This is a genomic window from Flavobacteriales bacterium (assembly GCA_016704485.1).
Classification (GTDB): domain Bacteria; phylum Bacteroidota; class Bacteroidia; order Flavobacteriales_F; family PHOS-HE28; genus PHOS-HE28.
On record JADJAA010000001.1, the window covers coordinates 1,979,565 to 1,999,401 of the forward strand.

Genomic DNA, 19,837 nt, shown 5'->3' on the forward strand with positions numbered 1-19,837 from the left:
CACATAACTCCGAGCTATATTTTCCCTCTCCGCTTCCGTTCCGCAATGATCAACCCTAGTTCACGACCTGTTTGTCCACGGGCACTGGTGTTCTCGATCGCTCTTCTGATCAAATAGGGTAGGACCTTGCTCACGGGGCCATAGGGCATATACTTCACCACATTGTATCCCGCTGCGGCCATGTTGAAACTGATGTTATCCGACATGCCCAACAGTTGTGAGAACCAGATGCGAGGGTCGTTCAATGCAATGTCCCGCTCCTGCATCAGCTGCGCTAAGTACAAAGTGCTCTTTTCGTTGTGCGTTCCAGCCACTACGGCCATCCTGTCCAAATGCTCCACGCAGAATGCCAACGAAGCATCGTAATCACGATCACATGCTGCCTTGTCCGGTTGAATGGGATCGGGATAACCCTTTTCCTCCGCACGTTCACGTTCTTTTTCCATGTATGCACCACGCACCAACTTTACGCCAAGGTGATAGCCTCCCTGTTCCGCACGCTGAAAGCTGTCCTTCAAAAAGGTCAGTCGATCATGGCGATACAATTGAAGCGTGTTGAAGATCATTGCGCGCTGCTTGTTGTACAAGGCCATCTGCCTTTCGGTAAGGTCATCAATTGCCTGTTGGGTCCAACTATCCTCCGCATCAATAAGTACCGGAGTGCCGGCATCATATCCAGCTTTGCAGATCCGTGCAAAACGAGTTTCAACACGTTTCCATTCCTCGGTCTCGATCAAGGTGAGCTGGTCCTTGGAACTGACCTTTTCCAACAGCTCGGTACGTGCCAATCCGGTTACTTTGAACACCGCGAACGGTATCTTATTCTGTCCGTTCGCTGCACGGATCCCGACCAATAACTCTTCCGTGGTCTCGTCGAGTGTGGCTTCGTCATCTTGCCCCTCCACACTGTAATCCAAGATGGTGCCAACGCCACTTTCGGCCAATTTCTCCGCCGTGAACAAGCTTTCACGCACTGTTTCTCCACCACAGAACTGTTTGAAGATCGTGGCCTTGATCACCCCTTTTATCGGTAAATGCAGCGCTAAGGCAAGCTTGGTCAAACTGGCTCCCGCAGCGGTAAGCCACGGCGTACCAATGATGCGGAACAGCCAATAGGCCTTGAAAAGGTCGCTATTGCTTTTATGAGCGAAGGCGGTCCGGGTATCTCCAAGGTCAGGTAATCGGTCAGTGGATAGTAAGGTTTTGGGCATCAGATGGGCTGAGGTAACTGGTTCCTTCGTTTATTTGAACATCGGTGGAGGTCATTCCAATGAACTCTACCGAATTGAGGGTAGCAAAAGTAGCAATGGGCAGGATCAAGAAAGCGGTCATAGAGATCGACGCTGGTGGACACCCCGTGTTCGCAGGTCATGACGCACTGCATTTCTTGGAAAAGATGCTTAAAATGCTTGCGCCAAAGCAATGCTTTGTGCTTGGCGACGAACATACCATCAGCCAGTGTCTTCCTGAGGTTCAGGCCCATGTTCCATCCCTTCAGAAAGCGGAACTGATCTCGGTCAATAGTGGAGAACCATCCAAATGTTTGCCCGTCTGCCAAGATATTTGGGAACACCTTGCTGAATTAAAGGCTGACCGGAGTGCTGTGCTCTTGAATCTGGGTGGCGGCGTCGTATCCGATCTTGGTGGTTTCATTGCTTCAACCTACAAGCGAGGCATACGTTCTATCAATTTGCCGACTTCGCTCATGGGCATGGTCGATGCGGCGATAGGCGGTAAGACCGGGATCGACCTGAGAGGGGCAAAGAACATGGTCGGAACATTCCATGATCCGCTTGCGGTCTTCATCTACCCTCCGTTCCTGCGTACATTGAATAAACGCGAGTTGTTGAACGGGCTTGCGGAAATGTTGAAACACGGTCTGATCGAGGATGCGAACCATTGGAAAGCGATCACAAAAGCACCGTTGCATGATCTGGATGCGTTGGCACCATTGATCTATCGCTCAGCAGCCATTAAGGCCGAAGTGGTGAAACGCGACCCCCTTGAGGCCGGCTATCGGAAGGTGCTCAATTTCGGCCACACCATCGGGCACGGCATTGAAGCGTATTCCTGGGAAAGCCAGCACCGCGCACTTTTGCATGGTGAAGCCGTTGCGATCGGGATGATCACGGAGTCATGGATCAGTAGTAGGGTCGGTGGCCTTGATCGCGAGGATCATGATCGAATTGCCTCTTTCCTGATCGAACTGTACAAACCATATTTGATCGATGGTGCTGCGGATCATCGCGTGGTGGAACTGATGCGGAATGATAAAAAGAGCAAGGGTGGTGAATTCCGATTCACACTGATCGATCGTATCGGTAGTGCGGTCACCGATGTTCCTGTAACCGCAAAAATGGCACGTGAAGCATTGGAGCATTATCGCTTGCTTGTGCGTGACCGCCGATGAGCGATCTTTGTGGATCCATTGCGGGTCACGGTTCACTAACATGCATACTTCCATTACCATCAAGCGACCATCAGGATCGCTGAAGACAACGATCAACCTGCCACGTTCCAAGAGTGTGAGCAATAGGGCGTTGATCATGGCTTCGCTGATCGGAGACCTGGACCTCGTACAGAATTTGAGCGAGGGTGATGATACCCGCGTTCTGCATCAATTGTTGCGCGATAGACCACATACAATGGATTGCGGCGCCGGTGGTACCACATTGCGATTTTTGCTTGCATGGGCCAGCGTGCAGGAAGGTGAAGAGCACGTTATCACAGGCATTTCACGCCTGTTGGAACGTCCACATGAGGATCTCGTGAATGCATTGATCACCTTGGGAGCTGACATTCAAGAACTACCCAATGGATTCAAGATAAAGGGCAAGAAACTGAAGGGCGGGAAAGTACATTTCGATTCGCCGATCAGCAGCCAATACCTGAGTGCGCTGGTATTGATCGCACCGATGATGGAAGAAGGGCTGGATATGCGTTGGACCGGAACACGATTGAGCGAACCGTTCGTAAGTATGACGTTGAAAATGCTTGCCCACTTCGGGGTTTTTCCACGGTTGGAAATGGATGGTGTACGCGTGTTTCCCGGTGCATACAAGAAGGTGACCTACAATGTGCCGCCCGATTGGAGCAGCGCTGCCTTTTGGTTCGAACAGGTCGCAATGGATCGCGGCGCTGATGTGTTCCTGACAGGGCTTGACGATGAAACGCTCCAAGGCGATCGTGAAGCCATGCGTTTGTGGGCACCATGGGTGAATGCGGAATTCGAAACGGATGGGTTGCGATTAACGCACCGCGAAGTACCCGATGAATGGCCCGACCAAGCCGTGCAGATGAAACACGTTCCGGATCTCTTCCAACCCTTGGCCTTTACGCTCGCTGCACGCGGATGCAATGCCACACTGACCGGATTGGATAACTTGGTCGTAAAGGAGACCGATCGCCTAAAAGAAGTGGCATCCGTTCTGCACGCATTGGGTTGCACTGCCGTCCATTCCGATGGCACCTTTTCACTTAGTGGGTCGATCAAGAACAAGCACCCGTTACCCTTCGATCCGAATATCGATCACCGCATGGCCTTGTCCATTGCGCCGTTGGCACTTGTTCTACCCCAAGTGACCATCCACGATCCCGAGGTGGTGAATAAATCCTACCCGAGTTTTTGGGAGGATCTGCGACAGGCAGGTTATCGTATTTCCTGATCATCAATATCCTGGAACATTCTTCCCTAGCGTGATCTATAGGTTGCCCTGCCACACACCAGAACTGTCCATTTCCAGCGGAATATTGAGGTCACCACCGCGCTGTTCCGCTTTGTTCCTTTCCTCTGTAGTGAGCTTTGGGTCGTCAAGGAATCGGACTTCATCAATGTAGTATGCGTTCTTATCCGTCTCCTTCACAAAGATGTGGATGTGTGCAGGGAATTTGCTTTCCGGGTATGCGGCAGGGCGGATGGTCTTAAACGTGAAATGGCCATCAGCTCCGGTCTTCAGCCAACCGCGTAAATGACCATGGCGCAAGCCTAAGGTCTGTTGCTTTCCCGGGCTGTAACGCCCGTTCTCATCCGTGTGATAGATATAAAGTATGACGTTCTCAGCTGGTGTTTTCCCATCGATCTGGACCACCTTACCCTTGATCACCAGCTGATCACCGGGTTCGGATCCCGACGCTAGTTCAAGTGTGGGGACGAGCGTTGCTAGCGGTGGCTGGCCTTCATACAAAAGGTCGCACCCATCACATGGTCCGCCTACCTGTCGTGTGGTGGTTGTGCTTGGGGTTTCATGTTCCGTTTTACCACTGCACTGGAACAGCGATAGGATCAAGAACGCGATGAGGGGTTTCATTTGCTCGCTTTCAATGTATAATTCGGGTTCAAGTGAAAAGTAACGAAATGATAAGTGAAGTTCGGGTGATCGAAAGATTGTCACTGGCCATTTCGATGATCATCCCCATCTTCGCACGGATGAACCAGCTGCGCGACCATCGCGGATAGGTGGTCGTATGTATTGGTACTTGATCTATTCCGTGAAAAATATGGCATTCCCTTCAGACCTTGAGATCGCGCAAAAAGCGCAGATGAAACACATAAACACTATTGCGCAGTCATTGGGTGTGGACCCTGAGGTGATCGAGCAATACGGCAGGTACAAGGCCAAGCTTCCATTGAACTTGATCGATGAGGCCAAGATCAAAAAAAGTAAGCTTGTCCTGGTTACCGCGTTGTCGCCTACGCCTGCCGGTGAGGGCAAGACCACCACGACCATCGGCCTGGTCGAAGGGTTGAATAAAGTGGGTAAGAAAGCGATGGCCGTACTGCGTGAACCATCACTCGGTCCGGTATTCGGGATGAAGGGTGGCGCTGCCGGCGGCGGTTATGCGCAAGTGGTGCCGATGGAAGATATCAACTTGCATTTCACGGGTGATTTCGGGGCGATCGAAAAGGCCAACAACTTGTTGAGCGCGTTGATCGATAACAACATCCAGAGCAAAAAACGAAATCTTGGGATCGATCCACGGACCATTGCTTGGAAACGGGTGATCGACATGAACGACCGCGCACTGCGGGATATCGTGATCGGACTTGGAGGTACCGGGAACGGTATTCCACGGGAAGATGGGTTCAACATTACAGCAGCCAGTGAGGTGATGGCGATCGTGTGTTTGGCTACGGGCATCGAGGATCTGAAAGTTCGGTTGGGTAACATCTTCGTTGGGAATAGCAACGCGGAAGGAAAAAAATATGTGTATGCACGCGATCTGAAAGCAGAAGGAGCGATGGCGCTTTTGTTGAAGGATGCGATCAAACCGAACCTGGTGCAGACCTTGGAAGGGAACCCTGCGATCATCCACGGTGGTCCGTTCGCGAACATTGCTCAAGGAGTGAACAGCGTGTTGGCAACGAAAATGGGTCTCAGCCTATCGGATTATGTGGTTACTGAAGCCGGTTTCGGCGCTGACCTCGGGGCTGAGAAATTCTTCGATATCAAATGCCGTGCAGCTGGTCTGGAACCCAATGCCGTGGTGATCGTGGCGACTGTCCGTGCGCTGCGTTTCCATGGTGGTTCGGATATCAAGGAAGTGAACAATGCTGCGCCCGATCGTGTAAAGACAGGTCTTGCCAATTTGGGTAGACACATTGAGAATATGGAGAAATTCGGTGTGAAGGCCGTGGTGGCCATCAACCATTTTCCAACGGATACGGCAGATGAGATCGAACTGATCAAAGCGTATTGCAGTGCACGCGGCACCGAAGCGGTCGTAGCGAAAGGCTTCGCTGAAGGCGGCGAAGGCATGAAGGATCTGGCAAAAGCGGTCATCCAAGTTGCGGAAGCTGGTGGTTCCAAATTCAAATTGCTTTATGACCTGGCGCTTACCATCGAGGAGAAGATCGCGGTGGTTGCGAAGGAGATCTACCGCGCCGATGCAGTGAACTACAGCGAGGCAGCGCGGACGGCCCTCCGGCGGATCGCGAACCTCGGTCTGGAAGGTCTGCCGGTATGCATCGCCAAAACACAATACAGTTTCAGCGACGACCCTAAACTTCTTGCAGCACCTACTGGATTCGAGATCACCGTGAATGATATCGAGATCGCCGCTGGAGCTGGTTTCGTGGTACCTGTCCTCGGAAAGATGATGCGTATGCCGGGCTTGCCGGAAGTGCCTGCAAGCGAACACATGGACATCGACGAGAACGGCGTGGTTACCGGGTTGTCGTGATCAATGCGAGCCGCCTGTTAGATGAACGGCATCAGTGCGACAACACCCACAAGTAACAAAGCTGGTACCACACGAAGGAGCAAACGCTTGAACGTTTCACGTGGTGAAGGTTTCCGTGAAGTCGTAACGGCGAAGATGGTTGCAGCACACAATACAACACCCAACAGTGCGAATGAGGTTGCAAATGGCCAATGCTGAACCTTCAGTAGAAGCGCAAGTACACTTACGCCAAGTGAAACACTGCCCAGGGTAATGATCGGTAGGTGGCTTCGATCTCTGTTCGTTTCAGGTATCATGGTTTTTCCCCGAAGGAAATAGAGCGTTGCCAAGAGCACGGATCCAATGGTCAATACGATCGCTGCCGTTGGAAGGTGAAGCATTTTCATGCCGAAGCCAAGTAGGGCGATGATCAGGAGAGAACGTTCTGCGGTTTTCATGGTTTGCTTGGTCAGGTTCATCGTGAATAGGGTTGGATGTCGAAAGAGAGAATGCATGGACCTTTTTAAAGTAACGGTCACTGGTTATGTTGATCTTTGTTCGAACATGCTGGTACGGTCAACCATCTGCGCGATGGTCTTCATGGTAACGGGTATTGTTCTCGCTCAAGCGCCACCTTGCCGCACGTTCATACACGGCACATTCGAGGAAGGCACTCGTACCAAACAAGAAATAATTAGCGGAAATAAGGAAGGTATACGGATATTGCGACGCGGCAATAGCCATGTGGAAACGAACAGGGCCACGCGGCACAAAGTGCGCTACACGGTGCGCTGGATAAGTGATTGCGTTCTCGAGCTTACAAACCCCCGTGTCAAGAAAGAAGGAAGTGTCAAAGTCGACCCGCCAGCTGATACCATTACGATCACGATCACCGATACGTGGAACTACGGTTATGCCTATACCCGGTCTTTTTCTGGATCCGATCGTTCGGAAACAGGTGCAATGAAGATGGTCATTCCACACGGAGCAGGAATTTCCTTCGGCCTGTGATCCAGTGGGTTGATGACTTAGCGACAGATCGTTGTTAATGGATCGCGCTAGTATTCAAGCTTTTGAACGCTGCTCTGGATCAACCTTAGCGGTCCCGTTCTACATGGGGCAAGCCGAAGAACTACATGTCACTTATGAGCGATAGAACCACTACCTTGATGATGGAACGCCTGCGCGCCATTGGAGCACGCAAAGAACGTTTCAGCTACCATGTACGCGGTGACTCGTATGTGATAACCGACATTGTCGTGGCCTACAATATCGACAGCGCAGATGGTCCTGTGGACCTTGCGAAAGTGCTCGCACATGCTGTCGATAACGACAGCATAGTCAGTGGGCAACGCCAGCCGGATGGCCATGTGATCTACACCAGCTGTCGCTTGTTCACGGACATGCAGAACGCCGAACGCTTTGCGCGCGAGCAGAAACAAACTTCCGTTTACAACTGGAACCGCTATGCCGAAATGCCGATCAAAGGCGTAGTGGTGTCGGGATCGGATGATCGTGAAGATGACTCCGACGAGGTGTCAGGGAATTGAGCATGCTTTCTTGGGTTGGTATTAGGTTGGTGGCGAGTTTTCTTTTTTTTGAAGCTATCACAGCATGTTGCATACATCTTCATAAGATACAGTCCATCATCAATGCCCTATTTTCGCCGAACTAAATAATCCCTGAACCTTGATGCGCCAACTCTTTACTCTGTCCTTTGCCACCCTCGTAGCGCTTTCTCTCAACGCCCAAAGCCTCACCAGCCCGGAAAGCGTTGAATATGATCCGGCATACAATCGTTACCTCGTTTCCAATTCCGGTGATGGTACGATCGTTGCGCGTGATCAAGCGGGTGTTATCACTTCTTTCGCTACTGGTATCCCTTCCGGACCGTACGGTCTGGAGATCCTTGAGAATACCCTTTATGCCTGTGCTGGTGGCCGTGTTCGCGGGTTCGATCTGGCTACGGGTGCTGAAGTGTTCAATGTGAATACAGGAGGTACATTCTTGAATGGCATCGCAACGGATGGTATGTTCATTTATGTCACGGATTTCAACGGGGACAAGATCTTTAAAGTAGATGTGGATGCGGCTACCTCTTCGACCTTAGTGGCCAATACCAATGGCACACCGAATGGCATTGTTCATGATCCGGATACCGATCTGCTTTGGGTCGCTTTCTGGGGGGCGAATGCACCGGTAAAAGCTTATGAATTGGACGGCACGCCGGGGCAAACGTTCGCTACGACATTGTCCAACATCGACGGGATCACGCGCGATTGTTTTGGTAACCTTTACCTCGCATCATGGACGCCGGATGCGATTACGCGCCTGGAGATCGCCAGTGGAACACAGACCAATATGGGTTGGACAGTAGCGAATCCTGCGGATATTGATTTTGATGCAGTGAATTCACTGATCTGTATCCCGAATACATCCACCAGTACCGTTACGCTCGAAACAGTTGATGACTGCATAACAGGAGTTGCTGATCTAAGCGCGATCGGAGGACTTACCATTTCGCCGAATCCAACTACGAACACGATCCAGATCGCCAATACGACCAATGCGCGCACCTATCGGATCATGGACTCAGCTTCACGCGTAGTTCTATCCGGAAAGATCCCATCCAACGCAACGATCGATGTGAGTGGACTAAGTCCAGGGGTTTACATGCTTGCCTTGGACAAAACTGCTCAGTTCAGCCGTTTCGTTCGCGCTCAGTAGGCTATTGGAGTAGGTGTTCAGTGTTGGCGCGGCTCATACCCGCGCCAACACTATTTGTGCCAAACCCATTTGGGATCTGTCTATTTGAGACTTAGATTTAGGGTTCACAAATAAAAACCAGCTCCCATTATGAACATCACTTTCAATGAGTTGCGCAAGATCAAGGATACTTTACCTGATGGAAGCATCCATCGCATTGCGAAGGAACTTGAGCTTAACGTAGAGACCGTTTGGAACTATTTCGGTGGATACAGTTACGCCAATGGAAGACCAATGGGTGTGCATGTTGAAGAAGGACCAGACGGAGGTGTGATCGCTTTGGACGATACGCGGATCCTGGATATTGCGCATAGGATCTTGAACGAAAAGCCCGTTCACGCCTGAACCTTTTCCAAAAATAAGAGAACGGTCTACTGAGGTGGGCCGTTCACTTTTTCTACCGATCAGCAAAAAGGTATACGTGATCCAGAGGGCTTGATCCGGATCGTGCAGGGATGTAATGACGAAGTCAGAGAACGATATAGCGAAAAAGCATAGATGGCGTAGTACGGTCGTGATCATTCTATTGGTGCTTGCCAGTGCCGCTTCGGTAATTGATATTTGGGATGGCTATTGGCTCAAAGCGGCAAGTTCCGTGTTGATCGTCCTAGGCATTGTTGCATTACTATTCGCACGGCGATACCACAGCAGTCGTTGGCGCGTGGCCATGTTGATGGCATTCACTTTGGCAGCATTGGCGCTATTCGCTCGGCTCGCATTCTGGCAAGGCTGGGTCTGAAGACCTGTGGTCGATCAACTTCCAACTATCGCTCAATGATCCGGAACTCTACCCTGCGGTTCACGGCTTTGTTCGCATCATTGGTATTCGGAACTAGCGGCTTCGATTCACCGTAGCCTTTCCACGTGATACGCTCCTTTTCCACTTTCTTTTTAAGCAAATGGTCAGCTACGGCTTTAGCTCGATCATTGCTCAACTTCATGTTGTATTCGTCGGTGCCTTCATCGTCCGTGTGCCCTTCGATCTCTGCGCGAAGGAATGGGTAGTCAGTTAGCATGTCCACCAACTTGGTGAGCTCGTCCTCATAACCGGGAAGCAGAACGGCCTTATCGAACTCGAATTGCACATTGTCCAAACGTACGCTGGTACCAACTGTAGGTTCCACGGTTTCGATAGCGACTTCTTTGCTGCTTGTGTGCTGTGGCACAACGATCTTTGGTGGAGGCGGTATGCTTTCCTTTGGTTTCGGCGAAAGGGCTGCACCTTCCGGCGCAATTCGTATGTTCACATCATCGATATAATAGTATGCCCCGCGCTCGCCTTGGTCGAATTTCTCAATGTTCGTAGCTTCATCACCGTAGAAATTTCCGAGCACCAGGAACTTTTCATCACCGGTCGCATCGAACACGCCACTCACCTTATGCCATCCACCTTTTACGGTCTTTTCCTCGTTCACTGTGGGTGTCAGGTACAGCGGCAAGCAATCACGTGTGCTTATGGGCGTATCAGTGAAAAGCAGACCGATATTATTACTGGCTTCATTGCTCCGCACAGCGCGCAATGCCCAGAATTCGGCGATGTAACGGGTACCAGCGATCAAGGGTTCGGGCAACTCAGCCTGTACATATTCGTGCCAGAATGTAGGCGTGTTGCCGAGGCCGTAGGTCTTGATCCCGATCATGGCATCACCAGTGTGTGTTGATTGTTTGCCATTGCTATGTTTGCTCGGATGCGCCCAACAGGTGTTCTCGTTCTTGGTACTGAAATGGTCCGGCGTGGTCTGCGTAGGGCTGCTCCATCCGATCATGTTCGTGTTGAACTTGGCGACATCCTGTGTCCAACCGCAATACACGCGTTGTGATCCTTCAAAGCCAGGATTGACAACCAGATTCGGCATCGTGTCGTTCTGCAGCGCCCGCTGAAGAAGATTCTGTGCGGATATGGTCGGAGACAGGGTCGCCAAACCAAGAGAAATGAAAAATGATCGAGTACACATAAGGTCAAATTTATTGGGTGTTTCTTGCTCTTTTGTGTAAACCGGAGCTGGGTTTTAACTATGGATCGTTGATCGGTGGGTGATGAGTTGGCCGTGGGCACTTCAAAGACCATAGCTGTAGTAGCGAACATAGTGAGGATGTAAGCATGGCAAACGTTCAGCGCGCCAATGCTTCGATGACGAGAATTTATTGTTAACAGCAGATTCCACTCATTCTCGCTTTACACACTTTGTTCAGTGAATTTTATAAAAGGCATCATAGTCTTATTACTCGTTATCTTGATGGCCTGAAAGAATTGCACAATGAAGAACAACTTACGCCCATTGACATTTTTGATAGCATCGCTATCGATTCTTTCTGGCAATGCACAATTCGATGCCATTCCGGATTCAAATGCTACATGGTTGAACACATATTTACAATACCCGTGGGCTTCGATCTTGGGTTACTATTACCACTATGATCAAACCGATCCTGATACAGTTATTGCAGGTGATGTATTCAAAAAGCTGTTCTTGACATCGAATACCGGTGGTCCCAGTGATTACATTGGTGCATTACGCGACAATGGATCAGGCCAAGTATTCATTTGTGATCAGGGTAGTACTACACCCGCCATATGGTGCGACTTTGATGTAATGCCTGGAGATACTGTGCTATCTGTTTTCTCTTGGTGGATGGAAGATGTTCTCATTCATGATGTTGATACGATAACGATCAATGGAACCCCACGGAAGAGAATTGCCTTGTCCTGCCCATCTTCACCAGGTTGGACTGGAGATTATTGGATCCAAGGAATTGGTAGCACAGGAGGATTTCAATTCACCAATACATGCGGAAGTGTTTCAGGCAATGGCGAACTTGTTTGCATGACCTATAACGGGATCGTGCAGTTCGGTAGCAACATAGGCGGTTCAGGGGATTGTGCCTTTTATCTGGGCGAGCTAGATACCCAACCACAGCAGAACAGATTCATTGTTTTTGCGGATCCAAATTCTGGTCTTTTAAGCATCCAACAGGTGGGTCCGAAGCATTCGTCGGCTCAAGTAACAGTCTTTGAAGTTGCCGGGCGCGCGTTGGGTACATGGCGCATGATCAATGCCGATCTTCTTATCGAAATGAACGCATGGGATCGTGGCGCCTATGTGGTAAAGATCATTGATCAACAAGGCAAAGGGTCATCCCATAAGTTCGTCTTGTATTAGGTCGCAGCCTGTAGTGGGAAGTTGGCAGTGTGAAACCAGCAGCGCGCAGTTTGCAGTTTGCAGTTGCAAACTGCCCACGGCCAACTGCCAACTGGATATAGCTCCTTTTCTTCGCACTTTTGCGCCCCTTAAATGACTTTGGCCAGAATATTCAACCTTGTCCGCGAAAGCTTCGATGGCAACGAGGAGCGTGATTACACGAAGATCGGAGTGAGGCATGCGATCGTTCTGCTCTGTATTCCGATGGTCCTTGAAATGGGCATGGAAGCTGTGTTCGCATTGGTGGATATTTTCTTCGTGAGCAAACTCGGCAAAGAAGCGATCGCAACAGTTGGTCTTACGGAAGGGGTGATGATGTTGGTCTATTCCCTCGCGTGGGGCCTGGGGATGGGCATTACGGCGTTGGTAGCAAGAAGGGTAGGCGAGAAGGACCCTAAAGGGGCATCGCGTGCAGCCATGCAAGGCATGTTGCTTACCGTACTGTTAGGGATACTGATCGCGATCCCCGGTCTGATAATGCCAGAGAAGATCCTCCGCATCATGGGAGCCGAACCAGAAGTGGTGACAATGGGCACTCCCTATATGCGGATCATGCTCGGTGGTAACATCGTTATCCTGTTGATCTTTGCGGTGAATGCGATCTTTCGCGGAGCAGGCGATGCAGCCATGGCCATGCGATCACTAGCATTGGCAAACGGTCTCAACATCATATTATGCCCTTTGTTGATCTATGGAATTGGTCCGATCCAAGGACTCGGCGTTACAGGTGCAGCACTTGCTACGACCATTGGTAGAGGTAGTGGAGTGGTCTATCAATTGTACCATTTGTTCAGCGGCAAGGGGCGGATCACCGTACGCGGCATTGCCCTCGCTTTGGACCCGAGCGTTATGCTGAATATCCTGAAGATCTCTGCCGGGGGAGTCGCGCAATTCCTCATCGCGTCTGCGAGTTGGGTGTTCATGGTCCGCATCATTGCTGCATTCGGGAGTGCGGCGGTTGCAGGGTATACCATCGCAGTGCGGATCATCATATTCTCCATACTTCCTTCTTGGGGAATGGCAAACGCCGCAAGTACGTTAGTAGGGCAGAACCTCGGTGCGGCACAACCGGGACGCGCCGAACGATCCGCGTGGTTATGTGGTCATTACAACATGATCTTCATGACCTGCGTCGCGATCTTTTTCTGGATCACTGCACCGTGGTTGGTCAGCTTTTTTACCACTGAACAAGAAATAATCAGCGTTGGTGTTGACGCATTGCGCATCATTTGCCTAGGCTACTTTTTCTACGGATATGGAATGGTATTGGCCCAGGCATTCAATGGTGCAGGTGATACCCTTACGCCCACGTGGATGAATGTGGTCTGCTTCTGGATGCTGGAGATCCCGCTCGGTTGGTTCCTTGCCCAGACACTTGGATGGGGACCTCACGGTGTATTCGCGTCGATAGCCATCAGCGAAAGTGCGCTTGCGGTGTTAAGCGTTGTGCTGTTCAAACGCGGCAAGTGGAAACTGATGCAGGTGTGATCGGCGATCGATCTCCCTAGACCTCAAATTGCCTTTGGTCTCGACTATTTCTTCTTGAACGGTACTTCAAAGGTGCCATCCTTGGCAGGCCATAGTGTGTCAACCGGCATTCTCAAATCGTGGTCTTGTTCGATGTATTTGGGGAGTATAATGAAACTGGTCTTGAAGGGGCTGGTAATTGGAGGCTTGAACCAGATTGTATCAACAGGCTCCGATTCAGCGGGATGATCTGATTGGCGGTACATGACCATAAACTTTTGCGGCTCAATGTAGAGCCTGTATCCTCTCTTAATTATCGAATCCGTGTACGTTGCTCCGTTGAACTTTTCAATGATCGTATCGCAACAAGCTGCAGTAATTTGTAATGCGCGAAGCATCTTGAACTGTTCTGGCCTTAGACGGATCTCGAAAAAGTCAGAAACAGGACCTGTTTGCGTTCCAGTGTAGATACCGGTATCTGAAACGCAAGCGATTACGCCAGAGCAAGGCTCTCCTCTTGTGGTTTGAATAGTACCACGAATGACGTAGGTTTTATGGCCTGACACAATGCTTTCATCCGTCTTGCTTTTTTGTTCTAGGTCTATGGATCGAATCACGTGGTTACATCCAAAAAGGAACAACACTATGAATGACTGTACAAGAAGACGCATCATTATGTTCCGCAGTTTAATACACTAAGGAAATTCAATGTAGCTGATTGCTCTTCACCGATCGTTCCCCGTACTACTTCGGAATGAAATTCTTCGGCTTTCCGGCCTTGTACCACTTCAACAACGTATCGATCATGTGCTCGATCTTCCGTGCATCGGCCCAAGTGCTGCGGAAAACAAGGTTGCCATCCTTATCCACCAGATAGGCGCCATTGGGTGCACGGCCATAGTTGTTGAACGTTGCATCGTCCATGCCATCTAACAGCACAGGTAATTCGCCTAGTTGTGAGAACTGTGCAGCGTACTGGGTCTTCTGTTCAATCGTGGTAGGGATAGGAAATTTCTTGAAATCACCCTTGTCGGATGGATGCATTTCCCTGCCGTAAACTACGAACAGGTCCACGTCCTCATTTGCATATTTCTTTGCCAATGCGGTCCAGCGTTCCATCTGCACACGCGCCGGCGGACTGGTAATGCTGACGAACATGAATGCCCTGATCCTACCCGCATTTCCGCTTAAAGAATAGGTGCCACCGCTGATCACCACTGGAAGTTCCAGATCATGTGTTTTTGGCACCATCCCCCCGCCTTCGCTGTAACTACGCACCTCGCGGATCGTCGTGCGCATCATCTTGTCGAAATTCATACGCCACATGTTCACCTGCTTGCGCATTTTCTTGATCTCCTTCTTGGTATATGCATTCAAGTAGAAGTCCAGATCGTCATGAAAGACCAACGCTGAATCCGTAGCGTACCACGATGGATCCCAATTGTTGAGCTGGGTAAACCCTTGGAAAGAGAAAAGAAAGGTTAGCGATAGTAGGAATTGGCGCATTGCTGGATCAACGAGGCTCAAAGGTAGGACTGTGGTCGGTATTCGGTTTTCGTAGGTACGCTTCGATCATTACCTGATAACAGATCATTATCGATCGTTACTTAGAATTTATACCGCAGCTGTATCTTAAGATCACTCCGTGTATTCCCGGCTATCTCTTGCAGGCCGCTACTGCTAGATGTTTGGTCCTGATAGATCCACGCACCATAACGCACCCAGATATCCATACGCCGCAGTGGTGTTACACGGAACATGGCATAAGCGCGGATCCCACGACCATAGTAGGGTGGAATGGAGAATACTCCGACCAGGTCGTTCTCATAGGCATATAAACGCGCATTGTAGGATCCGCTCTCGAATAGTGCAATTCGGAACGTTGTCTCGAACGGACTGCTCAACGGCCTGTGTACAATGTCCTGGTAGAGTAAGAAACCATGTTCCAAAGGGCTGGATCCCCGCTGGAAATCCACGGTCTCTACACGCGTGCGAAGACTTATGGATGGACTCACTTTGTACGTGGCATTGAACCGGTAGTTGGTCTGGTCAACACTCACCAAATTGTCAATACCGTCAACATCGAATGCCGTGTTCTTTGCGCGTTCCTGATGGCGTGCGCGTATGTAGATCTCCACGCCACGGCTCGGTTTCCAGTTCAACTGTGCCAACCAATCAAATCCAGAATTGGGTGCATCCGTCAAGTAACGCAACCAAGGAAAACTGAATTGATCGAAATATGCATTGAAGGTCCAATGCCTGTTCGGACGGATCTCCAATCCAGTGAACAGGCCATGCTCATTCCAAGGACTGCCACCTTCCGAAAAGGCCACGCTGTACAGACCGTGATAATCCCTTCCATAATTACGGTAGAGCAGGCTCATGCTTACGCGCTTGTCCAGTGAGACCAGCACACCCGTATTCATTGCTTTGCCACCATTGGAACTGGTACTCACTTCACCGAACCAGGTAAAGTTGCGGTAGAGGTAGTTCCAATCAACTCCCGCCGTGGTGTTGGTCTTGCCTCTGAAATTGAACTGGCTATACGGTTGTGTGTTCGGCTGTAGGAATGCATCATATAGAACGTTCGCAGCTGTTGCACCAATGCTGAAATTGCTTCGCTTGTAACGCGCATGTCCGCCAATGATCTGCTCATTGATCCCGTTGCTTTTTCGCAGTTCCGTATTGGTGCGGTGGAATCCGTCTTCCTGGAAACTACTGAAGGTCACCTCCTGGATCTGTGTGCCGATGGAGTCATTCTGGGTGGGCAATGCGGATACGTTCCCATCGATCGCTTTGCGCGAAAAGAATCCGGTCAGTTCGACGTTCTTCACTAGTTCGATCGTAGCAGCACCACCGCGCAGGTAAAGGTTCTCGTTCACACTTGTGTAGGGCGATAGACCAACGGCGTTGCGTTTCACGTTCATGGTAAAACTGCTCTTACTGGAGAACGCTAAGCCGTTCCAGAAAGTAAGTCCTTGCCCGAACTGCGCTTGATAATCGCCGATAGCCACTGCCTTCAAACGCCCGATATCACGTAGGAAAAGGTGTGCGCTGTAGTAATCAAAACCATTTTTTTGAGACCCCTTGAAGAACTCCTCACCTTCATCTTTTTCCGCCGTGATACCAAAGCTCACGTTCTGGCGATAACGGAATCTGTAACGCGCATACAATCGGTAAGGACTTCCCAGATAAACCTTGTTGTTCGCACGCAATGAATCGCGTACCGTTGGGTCGCCGTAATTCGGAAGAGCTTCTCCATCAGGGTCGTAATATTCCTTGCCGAACAGATTATCGCGATCCATGAATCCTTTGCGTTCCTCAATGTTCATGGTACTACGGAGCAGTACTTCGCTACCGCCTTTGGAAAAGATCTCTTTCAAATTGGCTCGCGTGCTCTTCGCATTTTCGCGCACCGTGACAAAGGGTCTGATCAGCTCAATGGTCTCTGCATCCAAGCCATTGACCGTTTGCAGTTCATAGAAGCTTTGCAGCTTCCCGAATTTTCTGATGTGTTCCAATATTGCACTTACTTGGACATCGCTCAAAAAGATCAAACTGTTCAGCTCCTGAGCATCGGTATGATTCAGGTCGATCGGATTCTTCAGCCTATCCGTAAGTTGATCTACCAGCGCGGTAAGGTCCACACTGCTATCATCGCCTAATTGATCACTGGCGGCTTCGATCCGTTGCTCAATAATATCCCGTGGTATCACATCCTCTTGCGCCTGTACATGCATACAGCCGCAGAACATGGCTATGGCTGCTAAGGCCTTTTTCATTTGAACCTGTATGTCAACCCGATCATTGGTGTTGCGCCCAGTTGTGAACGAACGGCAAGAGCCAGGTCAATATCCAATTTCTTGTAGCGGATGCCCGCACCGAAGTGGCCCTGTACCGGACCAGTGCTTATTCCAGTGCGGAGGAACAGAACGGAATTGGGATGATATTCCGCACCGAATCTGAATTGCTCACCGCGATCAATGTCCTTTTCCACATCCGCGGTCAGCAAGAATTTTGGGCTGAACGTATAGACCAGCCCAGCCCGTAGAATGGTCGGGATCGTTTCATCGTAAGGGCCTCCGATCTTCGCCTTGTTCAAATTGTATGCATGCGCTCCTACCCATAATTGATCTGTGAGCTTGGCTTGCATTCCGATCTCGGCCGTGAACGCACTTGCACTCCCGTAATTCTCTCCTAACCGAACACTCAGATAGTCGAATTGCACGGCGACGCGAATGCTCTCTCCGAAGCGCATGGCATAACCCAAACTGCCTTTGCTCTGGTTGTACAACGAATAACCGAACCGGTCCGCACCTATCCCCAATGTACCCTTGCCCAACGGTATGGCGACCGCCAATCCTTGATGCGCGAGATCAGGTGAAAGAAAATGTTGCTGATAGAATATTCCAGCCGCGGGAACTTCAAGTGCGGCAAGTCCTGCGGGGTTAAGCCGTATGCTCCAGAGGTCACTCAGTGCTAACCCGGAGTAACCCATTCCGGCAAAACGAGCGCCCATGGGCAGATCCTCTCCACCTGCACGGATCAGTGGTGAGCTAAGTAGTAAAAGGATAGCAAGTATCGGTCGCATCGCTCCGAAAGTAGGGTATAGACATGGAGTGAGGTGTAAGTGGATGAAAATTCATCTTCTTGTGGTATACAGTAGATGCATGAAATGATCCTGTTACGTTATGGTTCAAGGCTATCGCGTCTTGAAATGTATATTCTTCGAGCATTCTGTTTCTGTGACCCGTTGCGGGTCAAAAAGCACTTAGGGCGATCCTGTATTTCTAATTTCTGCGACCCATCTAAGGGTCAGAAAAAGTTCATGTATGGACCCTGGAAGGGTCACAGAAATTAGACAAAACCCCTGACAAGTGCGGGTTTCGACCCAGAATGGGTCGCAGAGCTTTAGTGGTGAATGATTTACGACGCGATCGCTCTGCGTTGTTGTTCTGTCACCCCGGTAACGATCCTTACCTTCGCGCCTTGCTCATGGAAGACGTATTCACCAAAGCGAGCATATACAACACCATGGCACGCGTTCGCTTGCATGATATCGAGTTCGAACTGTTCATTACCGAACAGGATGTGAACGCCGCTGTTGACCGCCTTGCGGGCGAATTGCGGAAAAAGTACGATGGCAAACGACCCTTGTTCGTTGGTGTGTTGAACGGCGCTTTTTTCTTTGCTGCCGAATTGATGAAACGCTTGGATATTGAATGTGAGATCACCTTCGTAAAGGTGGCCAGCTACCACGGTACCAGCAGCACAGGGAAGGTGAGTGACCTGATCGGGCTCAACGAACGGATCACCGACCGGCATGTGGTCGTATTGGAGGATATTGTGGATACCGGCAATACGATACGCCACATCCTCGATGCACTGAAGGATCATCATCCGGCCAGTGTGAGCATTGCAACGTTACTCTTCAAGCCGGATGCATATAAGCAACCGGACATCGAAATAGAACATGTGGCCCTGAAGATCCCCAACGCTTTTGTGGTGGGTAGCGGATTGGACCACGATGGCCTTGGTAGGAATCTGCCGGGCATATACCAGATCATCCAGAACGGAAAATGAACAAACTGAACATCGTACTCTTCGGCCCACCGGGTGCAGGAAAGGGCACGCAAAGCGCGTTCCTTATCAAGAAGTACAACTTGGCTCACCTGAGCACAGGGGACCTTTTACGCGCTGAGATCAAAGCGGAAACCACATTGGGGCTAAAAGCCAAGGAGCTTATGGACGTAGGTGAACTGGTACCGGATGAGGTCGTGATCGGTATGATCAAGAACGCGATCGAGGAACATGTGGAAGCCGACGGTTTTATTTTCGATGGCTTTCCGCGCACCAAGGCACAAGCCGAAGCGTTGGATGAGATGCTCGAATTCCGCAAAGAACCGATCGTTGCCATGCTGGCATTGCAAGTTCCCGAAGAGGAGTTGGTGAAACGGTTGCTAGGTCGCGGTGCCACCAGTGATCGTAAGGATGATTCCACGGAGGATATCATTCGCAACCGGATCCGCGAATACGAGAAGAAAACAGCACGCCTTAAGGACTACTACAGCGAGCAAGGAAAATTTGTAGCCATTGATGGTGTAGGGACCGTGGAAGATATCACCAAACGATTGGTTGAGGCGATCGGTAGGTCGTGAACGCCGGAACTCTGAATTTCGATGAACGAGAAGCCCCTGTATCCGACGGATACAGGGGCTTCTCGTTCGAGTCTGGCTCTTCGTTCA

At 50.4% G+C, this 19,837-nt stretch carries 20 protein-coding genes; 12 read left to right on the top strand and 8 right to left on the bottom strand.

The features are described 5' to 3' along the window. Positions 1-14: 14 nt before the first annotated feature. The gene (locus tag IPF95_08405) at positions 15-1,211 is read right to left on the bottom strand and encodes a proline dehydrogenase family protein (protein ID MBK6474720.1); all 1,197 of its coding nucleotides are present in this window, start codon (positions 1,209-1,211) and stop codon (positions 15-17) included. Between the two features lie 59 nt (positions 1,212-1,270). Between IPF95_08405 and aroB the strand changes: the two genes are divergently transcribed. Further along, positions 1,271-2,410, top strand: coding sequence for a 3-dehydroquinate synthase (gene aroB, locus IPF95_08410; GenBank protein ID MBK6474721.1), 1,140 nt, complete (start codon positions 1,271-1,273; stop codon positions 2,408-2,410). Between the two features lie 40 nt (positions 2,411-2,450). Next, positions 2,451-3,665 carry a 3-phosphoshikimate 1-carboxyvinyltransferase gene (locus IPF95_08415; GenBank protein ID MBK6474722.1) on the top strand — a complete coding sequence of 405 codons (1,215 nt, stop codon included), beginning with the start codon at positions 2,451-2,453 and terminating at the stop codon, positions 3,663-3,665. Positions 3,666-3,701: 36 nt separating this feature from the next. Here IPF95_08415 and IPF95_08420 read toward each other — a convergent pair whose 3' ends face one another. Continuing rightward, complete coding sequence (locus IPF95_08420; protein ID MBK6474723.1) at positions 3,702-4,307, bottom strand: intradiol ring-cleavage dioxygenase; 606 nt, start codon at positions 4,305-4,307, stop codon at positions 3,702-3,704. Between the two features lie 190 nt (positions 4,308-4,497). Here IPF95_08420 and IPF95_08425 point away from each other — a divergent pair, with 190 nt between their 5' ends. After that, entirely contained in the window at positions 4,498-6,180 is a 1,683-nt protein-coding gene (locus IPF95_08425) for a formate--tetrahydrofolate ligase (GenBank protein MBK6474724.1), read from the top strand. Positions 6,181-6,197: 17 nt separating this feature from the next. Here the strand turns inward: IPF95_08425 and IPF95_08430 are convergent, their stop codons facing one another. Next, positions 6,198-6,638 (bottom strand): hypothetical protein, encoded by a 441-nt coding sequence (locus IPF95_08430; GenBank protein MBK6474725.1) that lies wholly within the window; start codon positions 6,636-6,638, stop codon positions 6,198-6,200. A gap of 34 nt (positions 6,639-6,672) precedes the next feature. Between IPF95_08430 and IPF95_08435 the strand changes: the two genes are divergently transcribed. From IPF95_08435 to IPF95_08455, 5 genes are all read left to right on the top strand, one after another. Next, a complete protein-coding gene (locus IPF95_08435) occupies positions 6,673-7,170 on the top strand; it encodes a hypothetical protein (protein MBK6474726.1) in 498 nt (165 codons plus the stop codon). 134 nt (positions 7,171-7,304) lie between these two features. Next, positions 7,305-7,709, top strand: a complete 405-nt coding sequence (locus IPF95_08440; protein ID MBK6474727.1) for a hypothetical protein — start codon at positions 7,305-7,307, stop codon at positions 7,707-7,709. A 142-nt stretch (positions 7,710-7,851) separates the two neighbouring features. Then, positions 7,852-8,886 (top strand): T9SS type A sorting domain-containing protein, encoded by a 1,035-nt coding sequence (locus IPF95_08445; protein ID MBK6474728.1) that lies wholly within the window; start codon positions 7,852-7,854, stop codon positions 8,884-8,886. A gap of 129 nt (positions 8,887-9,015) precedes the next feature. Next, positions 9,016-9,270, top strand: a complete 255-nt coding sequence (locus tag IPF95_08450) for a DNA-binding protein (GenBank protein ID MBK6474729.1) — start codon at positions 9,016-9,018, stop codon at positions 9,268-9,270. A gap of 115 nt (positions 9,271-9,385) precedes the next feature. Further along, the gene (locus IPF95_08455; protein MBK6474730.1) at positions 9,386-9,664 is read left to right on the top strand and encodes a hypothetical protein; all 279 of its coding nucleotides are present in this window, start codon (positions 9,386-9,388) and stop codon (positions 9,662-9,664) included. Between the two features lie 25 nt (positions 9,665-9,689). Here IPF95_08455 and IPF95_08460 read toward each other — a convergent pair whose 3' ends face one another. After that, on the bottom strand, positions 9,690-10,781 hold the full coding sequence (locus tag IPF95_08460) for an OmpA family protein (protein ID MBK6474731.1): 1,092 nt from the start codon (positions 10,779-10,781) through the stop codon (positions 9,690-9,692). Positions 10,782-11,183: 402 nt separating this feature from the next. Between IPF95_08460 and IPF95_08465 the strand changes: the two genes are divergently transcribed. Together IPF95_08465 and IPF95_08470 are read left to right on the top strand one after the other, a co-directional pair. Further along, a complete protein-coding gene (locus IPF95_08465) occupies positions 11,184-12,086 on the top strand; it encodes a T9SS type A sorting domain-containing protein (GenBank protein ID MBK6474732.1) in 903 nt (300 codons plus the stop codon). Positions 12,087-12,218: 132 nt separating this feature from the next. Beyond that, on the top strand, positions 12,219-13,613 hold the full coding sequence (locus IPF95_08470) for an MATE family efflux transporter (protein ID MBK6474733.1): 1,395 nt from the start codon (positions 12,219-12,221) through the stop codon (positions 13,611-13,613). 44 nt (positions 13,614-13,657) lie between these two features. Here IPF95_08470 and IPF95_08475 read toward each other — a convergent pair whose 3' ends face one another. The 4 genes from IPF95_08475 to IPF95_08490 all read right to left on the bottom strand — a co-directional run bounded on the left by IPF95_08475 (position 13,658) and on the right by IPF95_08490 (position 18,183). Continuing rightward, on the bottom strand, positions 13,658-14,266 hold the full coding sequence (locus IPF95_08475; GenBank protein ID MBK6474734.1) for a hypothetical protein: 609 nt from the start codon (positions 14,264-14,266) through the stop codon (positions 13,658-13,660). Between the two features lie 70 nt (positions 14,267-14,336). Further along, positions 14,337-15,098, bottom strand: coding sequence for a hypothetical protein (locus tag IPF95_08480; protein MBK6474735.1), 762 nt, complete (start codon positions 15,096-15,098; stop codon positions 14,337-14,339). Between the two features lie 101 nt (positions 15,099-15,199). Further along, complete coding sequence (locus tag IPF95_08485) at positions 15,200-17,374, bottom strand: helix-hairpin-helix domain-containing protein (protein ID MBK6474736.1); 2,175 nt, start codon at positions 17,372-17,374, stop codon at positions 15,200-15,202. After that, entirely contained in the window at positions 17,371-18,183 is an 813-nt protein-coding gene (locus IPF95_08490) for a hypothetical protein (GenBank protein ID MBK6474737.1), read from the bottom strand. The genes IPF95_08485 and IPF95_08490 overlap by 4 nt, the downstream gene beginning before the upstream one ends. A gap of 443 nt (positions 18,184-18,626) precedes the next feature. On the opposite strand from IPF95_08490, the gene hpt reads away from it, so the two are divergent. Then, the gene (gene hpt / locus IPF95_08495; GenBank protein ID MBK6474738.1) at positions 18,627-19,175 is read left to right on the top strand and encodes a hypoxanthine phosphoribosyltransferase; all 549 of its coding nucleotides are present in this window, start codon (positions 18,627-18,629) and stop codon (positions 19,173-19,175) included. After that, positions 19,172-19,750 carry an adenylate kinase gene (locus IPF95_08500; GenBank protein MBK6474739.1) on the top strand — a complete coding sequence of 193 codons (579 nt, stop codon included), beginning with the start codon at positions 19,172-19,174 and terminating at the stop codon, positions 19,748-19,750. Before hpt ends, IPF95_08500 begins: the two co-directional genes overlap by 4 nt. Positions 19,751-19,837: the final 87 nt, after the last annotated feature.

Excerpts from the sequence above, each read along its gene's own strand:
- IPF95_08405 (MBK6474720.1), bottom strand. The coding sequence starts at position 1,211 with ATGCCCAAAACCTTACTATCCACTGACCGATTACCTGACCTTGGAGAT.
- aroB (MBK6474721.1), top strand. The coding sequence starts at position 1,271 with ATGAACTCTACCGAATTGAGGGTAGCAAAAGTAGCAATGGGCAGGATC.
- IPF95_08415 (MBK6474722.1), top strand. The coding sequence starts at position 2,451 with ATGCATACTTCCATTACCATCAAGCGACCATCAGGATCGCTGAAGACA.
- IPF95_08420 (MBK6474723.1), bottom strand. The coding sequence starts at position 4,307 with ATGAAACCCCTCATCGCGTTCTTGATCCTATCGCTGTTCCAGTGCAGT.
- IPF95_08425 (MBK6474724.1), top strand. The coding sequence starts at position 4,498 with ATGGCATTCCCTTCAGACCTTGAGATCGCGCAAAAAGCGCAGATGAAA.
- IPF95_08430 (MBK6474725.1), bottom strand. The coding sequence starts at position 6,638 with ATGAACCTGACCAAGCAAACCATGAAAACCGCAGAACGTTCTCTCCTG.
- IPF95_08435 (MBK6474726.1), top strand. The coding sequence starts at position 6,673 with ATGGACCTTTTTAAAGTAACGGTCACTGGTTATGTTGATCTTTGTTCG.
- IPF95_08440 (MBK6474727.1), top strand. The coding sequence starts at position 7,305 with ATGAGCGATAGAACCACTACCTTGATGATGGAACGCCTGCGCGCCATT.
- IPF95_08445 (MBK6474728.1), top strand. The coding sequence starts at position 7,852 with ATGCGCCAACTCTTTACTCTGTCCTTTGCCACCCTCGTAGCGCTTTCT.
- IPF95_08450 (MBK6474729.1), top strand. The coding sequence starts at position 9,016 with ATGAACATCACTTTCAATGAGTTGCGCAAGATCAAGGATACTTTACCT.
- IPF95_08455 (MBK6474730.1), top strand. The coding sequence starts at position 9,386 with ATGACGAAGTCAGAGAACGATATAGCGAAAAAGCATAGATGGCGTAGT.
- IPF95_08460 (MBK6474731.1), bottom strand. The coding sequence starts at position 10,781 with ATGCCGAATCTGGTTGTCAATCCTGGCTTTGAAGGATCACAACGCGTG.
- IPF95_08465 (MBK6474732.1), top strand. The coding sequence starts at position 11,184 with ATGAAGAACAACTTACGCCCATTGACATTTTTGATAGCATCGCTATCG.
- IPF95_08470 (MBK6474733.1), top strand. The coding sequence starts at position 12,219 with ATGACTTTGGCCAGAATATTCAACCTTGTCCGCGAAAGCTTCGATGGC.
- IPF95_08475 (MBK6474734.1), bottom strand. The coding sequence starts at position 14,266 with ATGATGCGTCTTCTTGTACAGTCATTCATAGTGTTGTTCCTTTTTGGA.
- IPF95_08480 (MBK6474735.1), bottom strand. The coding sequence starts at position 15,098 with ATGCGCCAATTCCTACTATCGCTAACCTTTCTTTTCTCTTTCCAAGGG.
- IPF95_08485 (MBK6474736.1), bottom strand. The coding sequence starts at position 17,374 with ATGAAAAAGGCCTTAGCAGCCATAGCCATGTTCTGCGGCTGTATGCAT.
- IPF95_08490 (MBK6474737.1), bottom strand. The coding sequence starts at position 18,183 with ATGCGACCGATACTTGCTATCCTTTTACTACTTAGCTCACCACTGATC.
- hpt (MBK6474738.1), top strand. The coding sequence starts at position 18,627 with ATGGCACGCGTTCGCTTGCATGATATCGAGTTCGAACTGTTCATTACC.
- IPF95_08500 (MBK6474739.1), top strand. The coding sequence starts at position 19,172 with ATGAACAAACTGAACATCGTACTCTTCGGCCCACCGGGTGCAGGAAAG.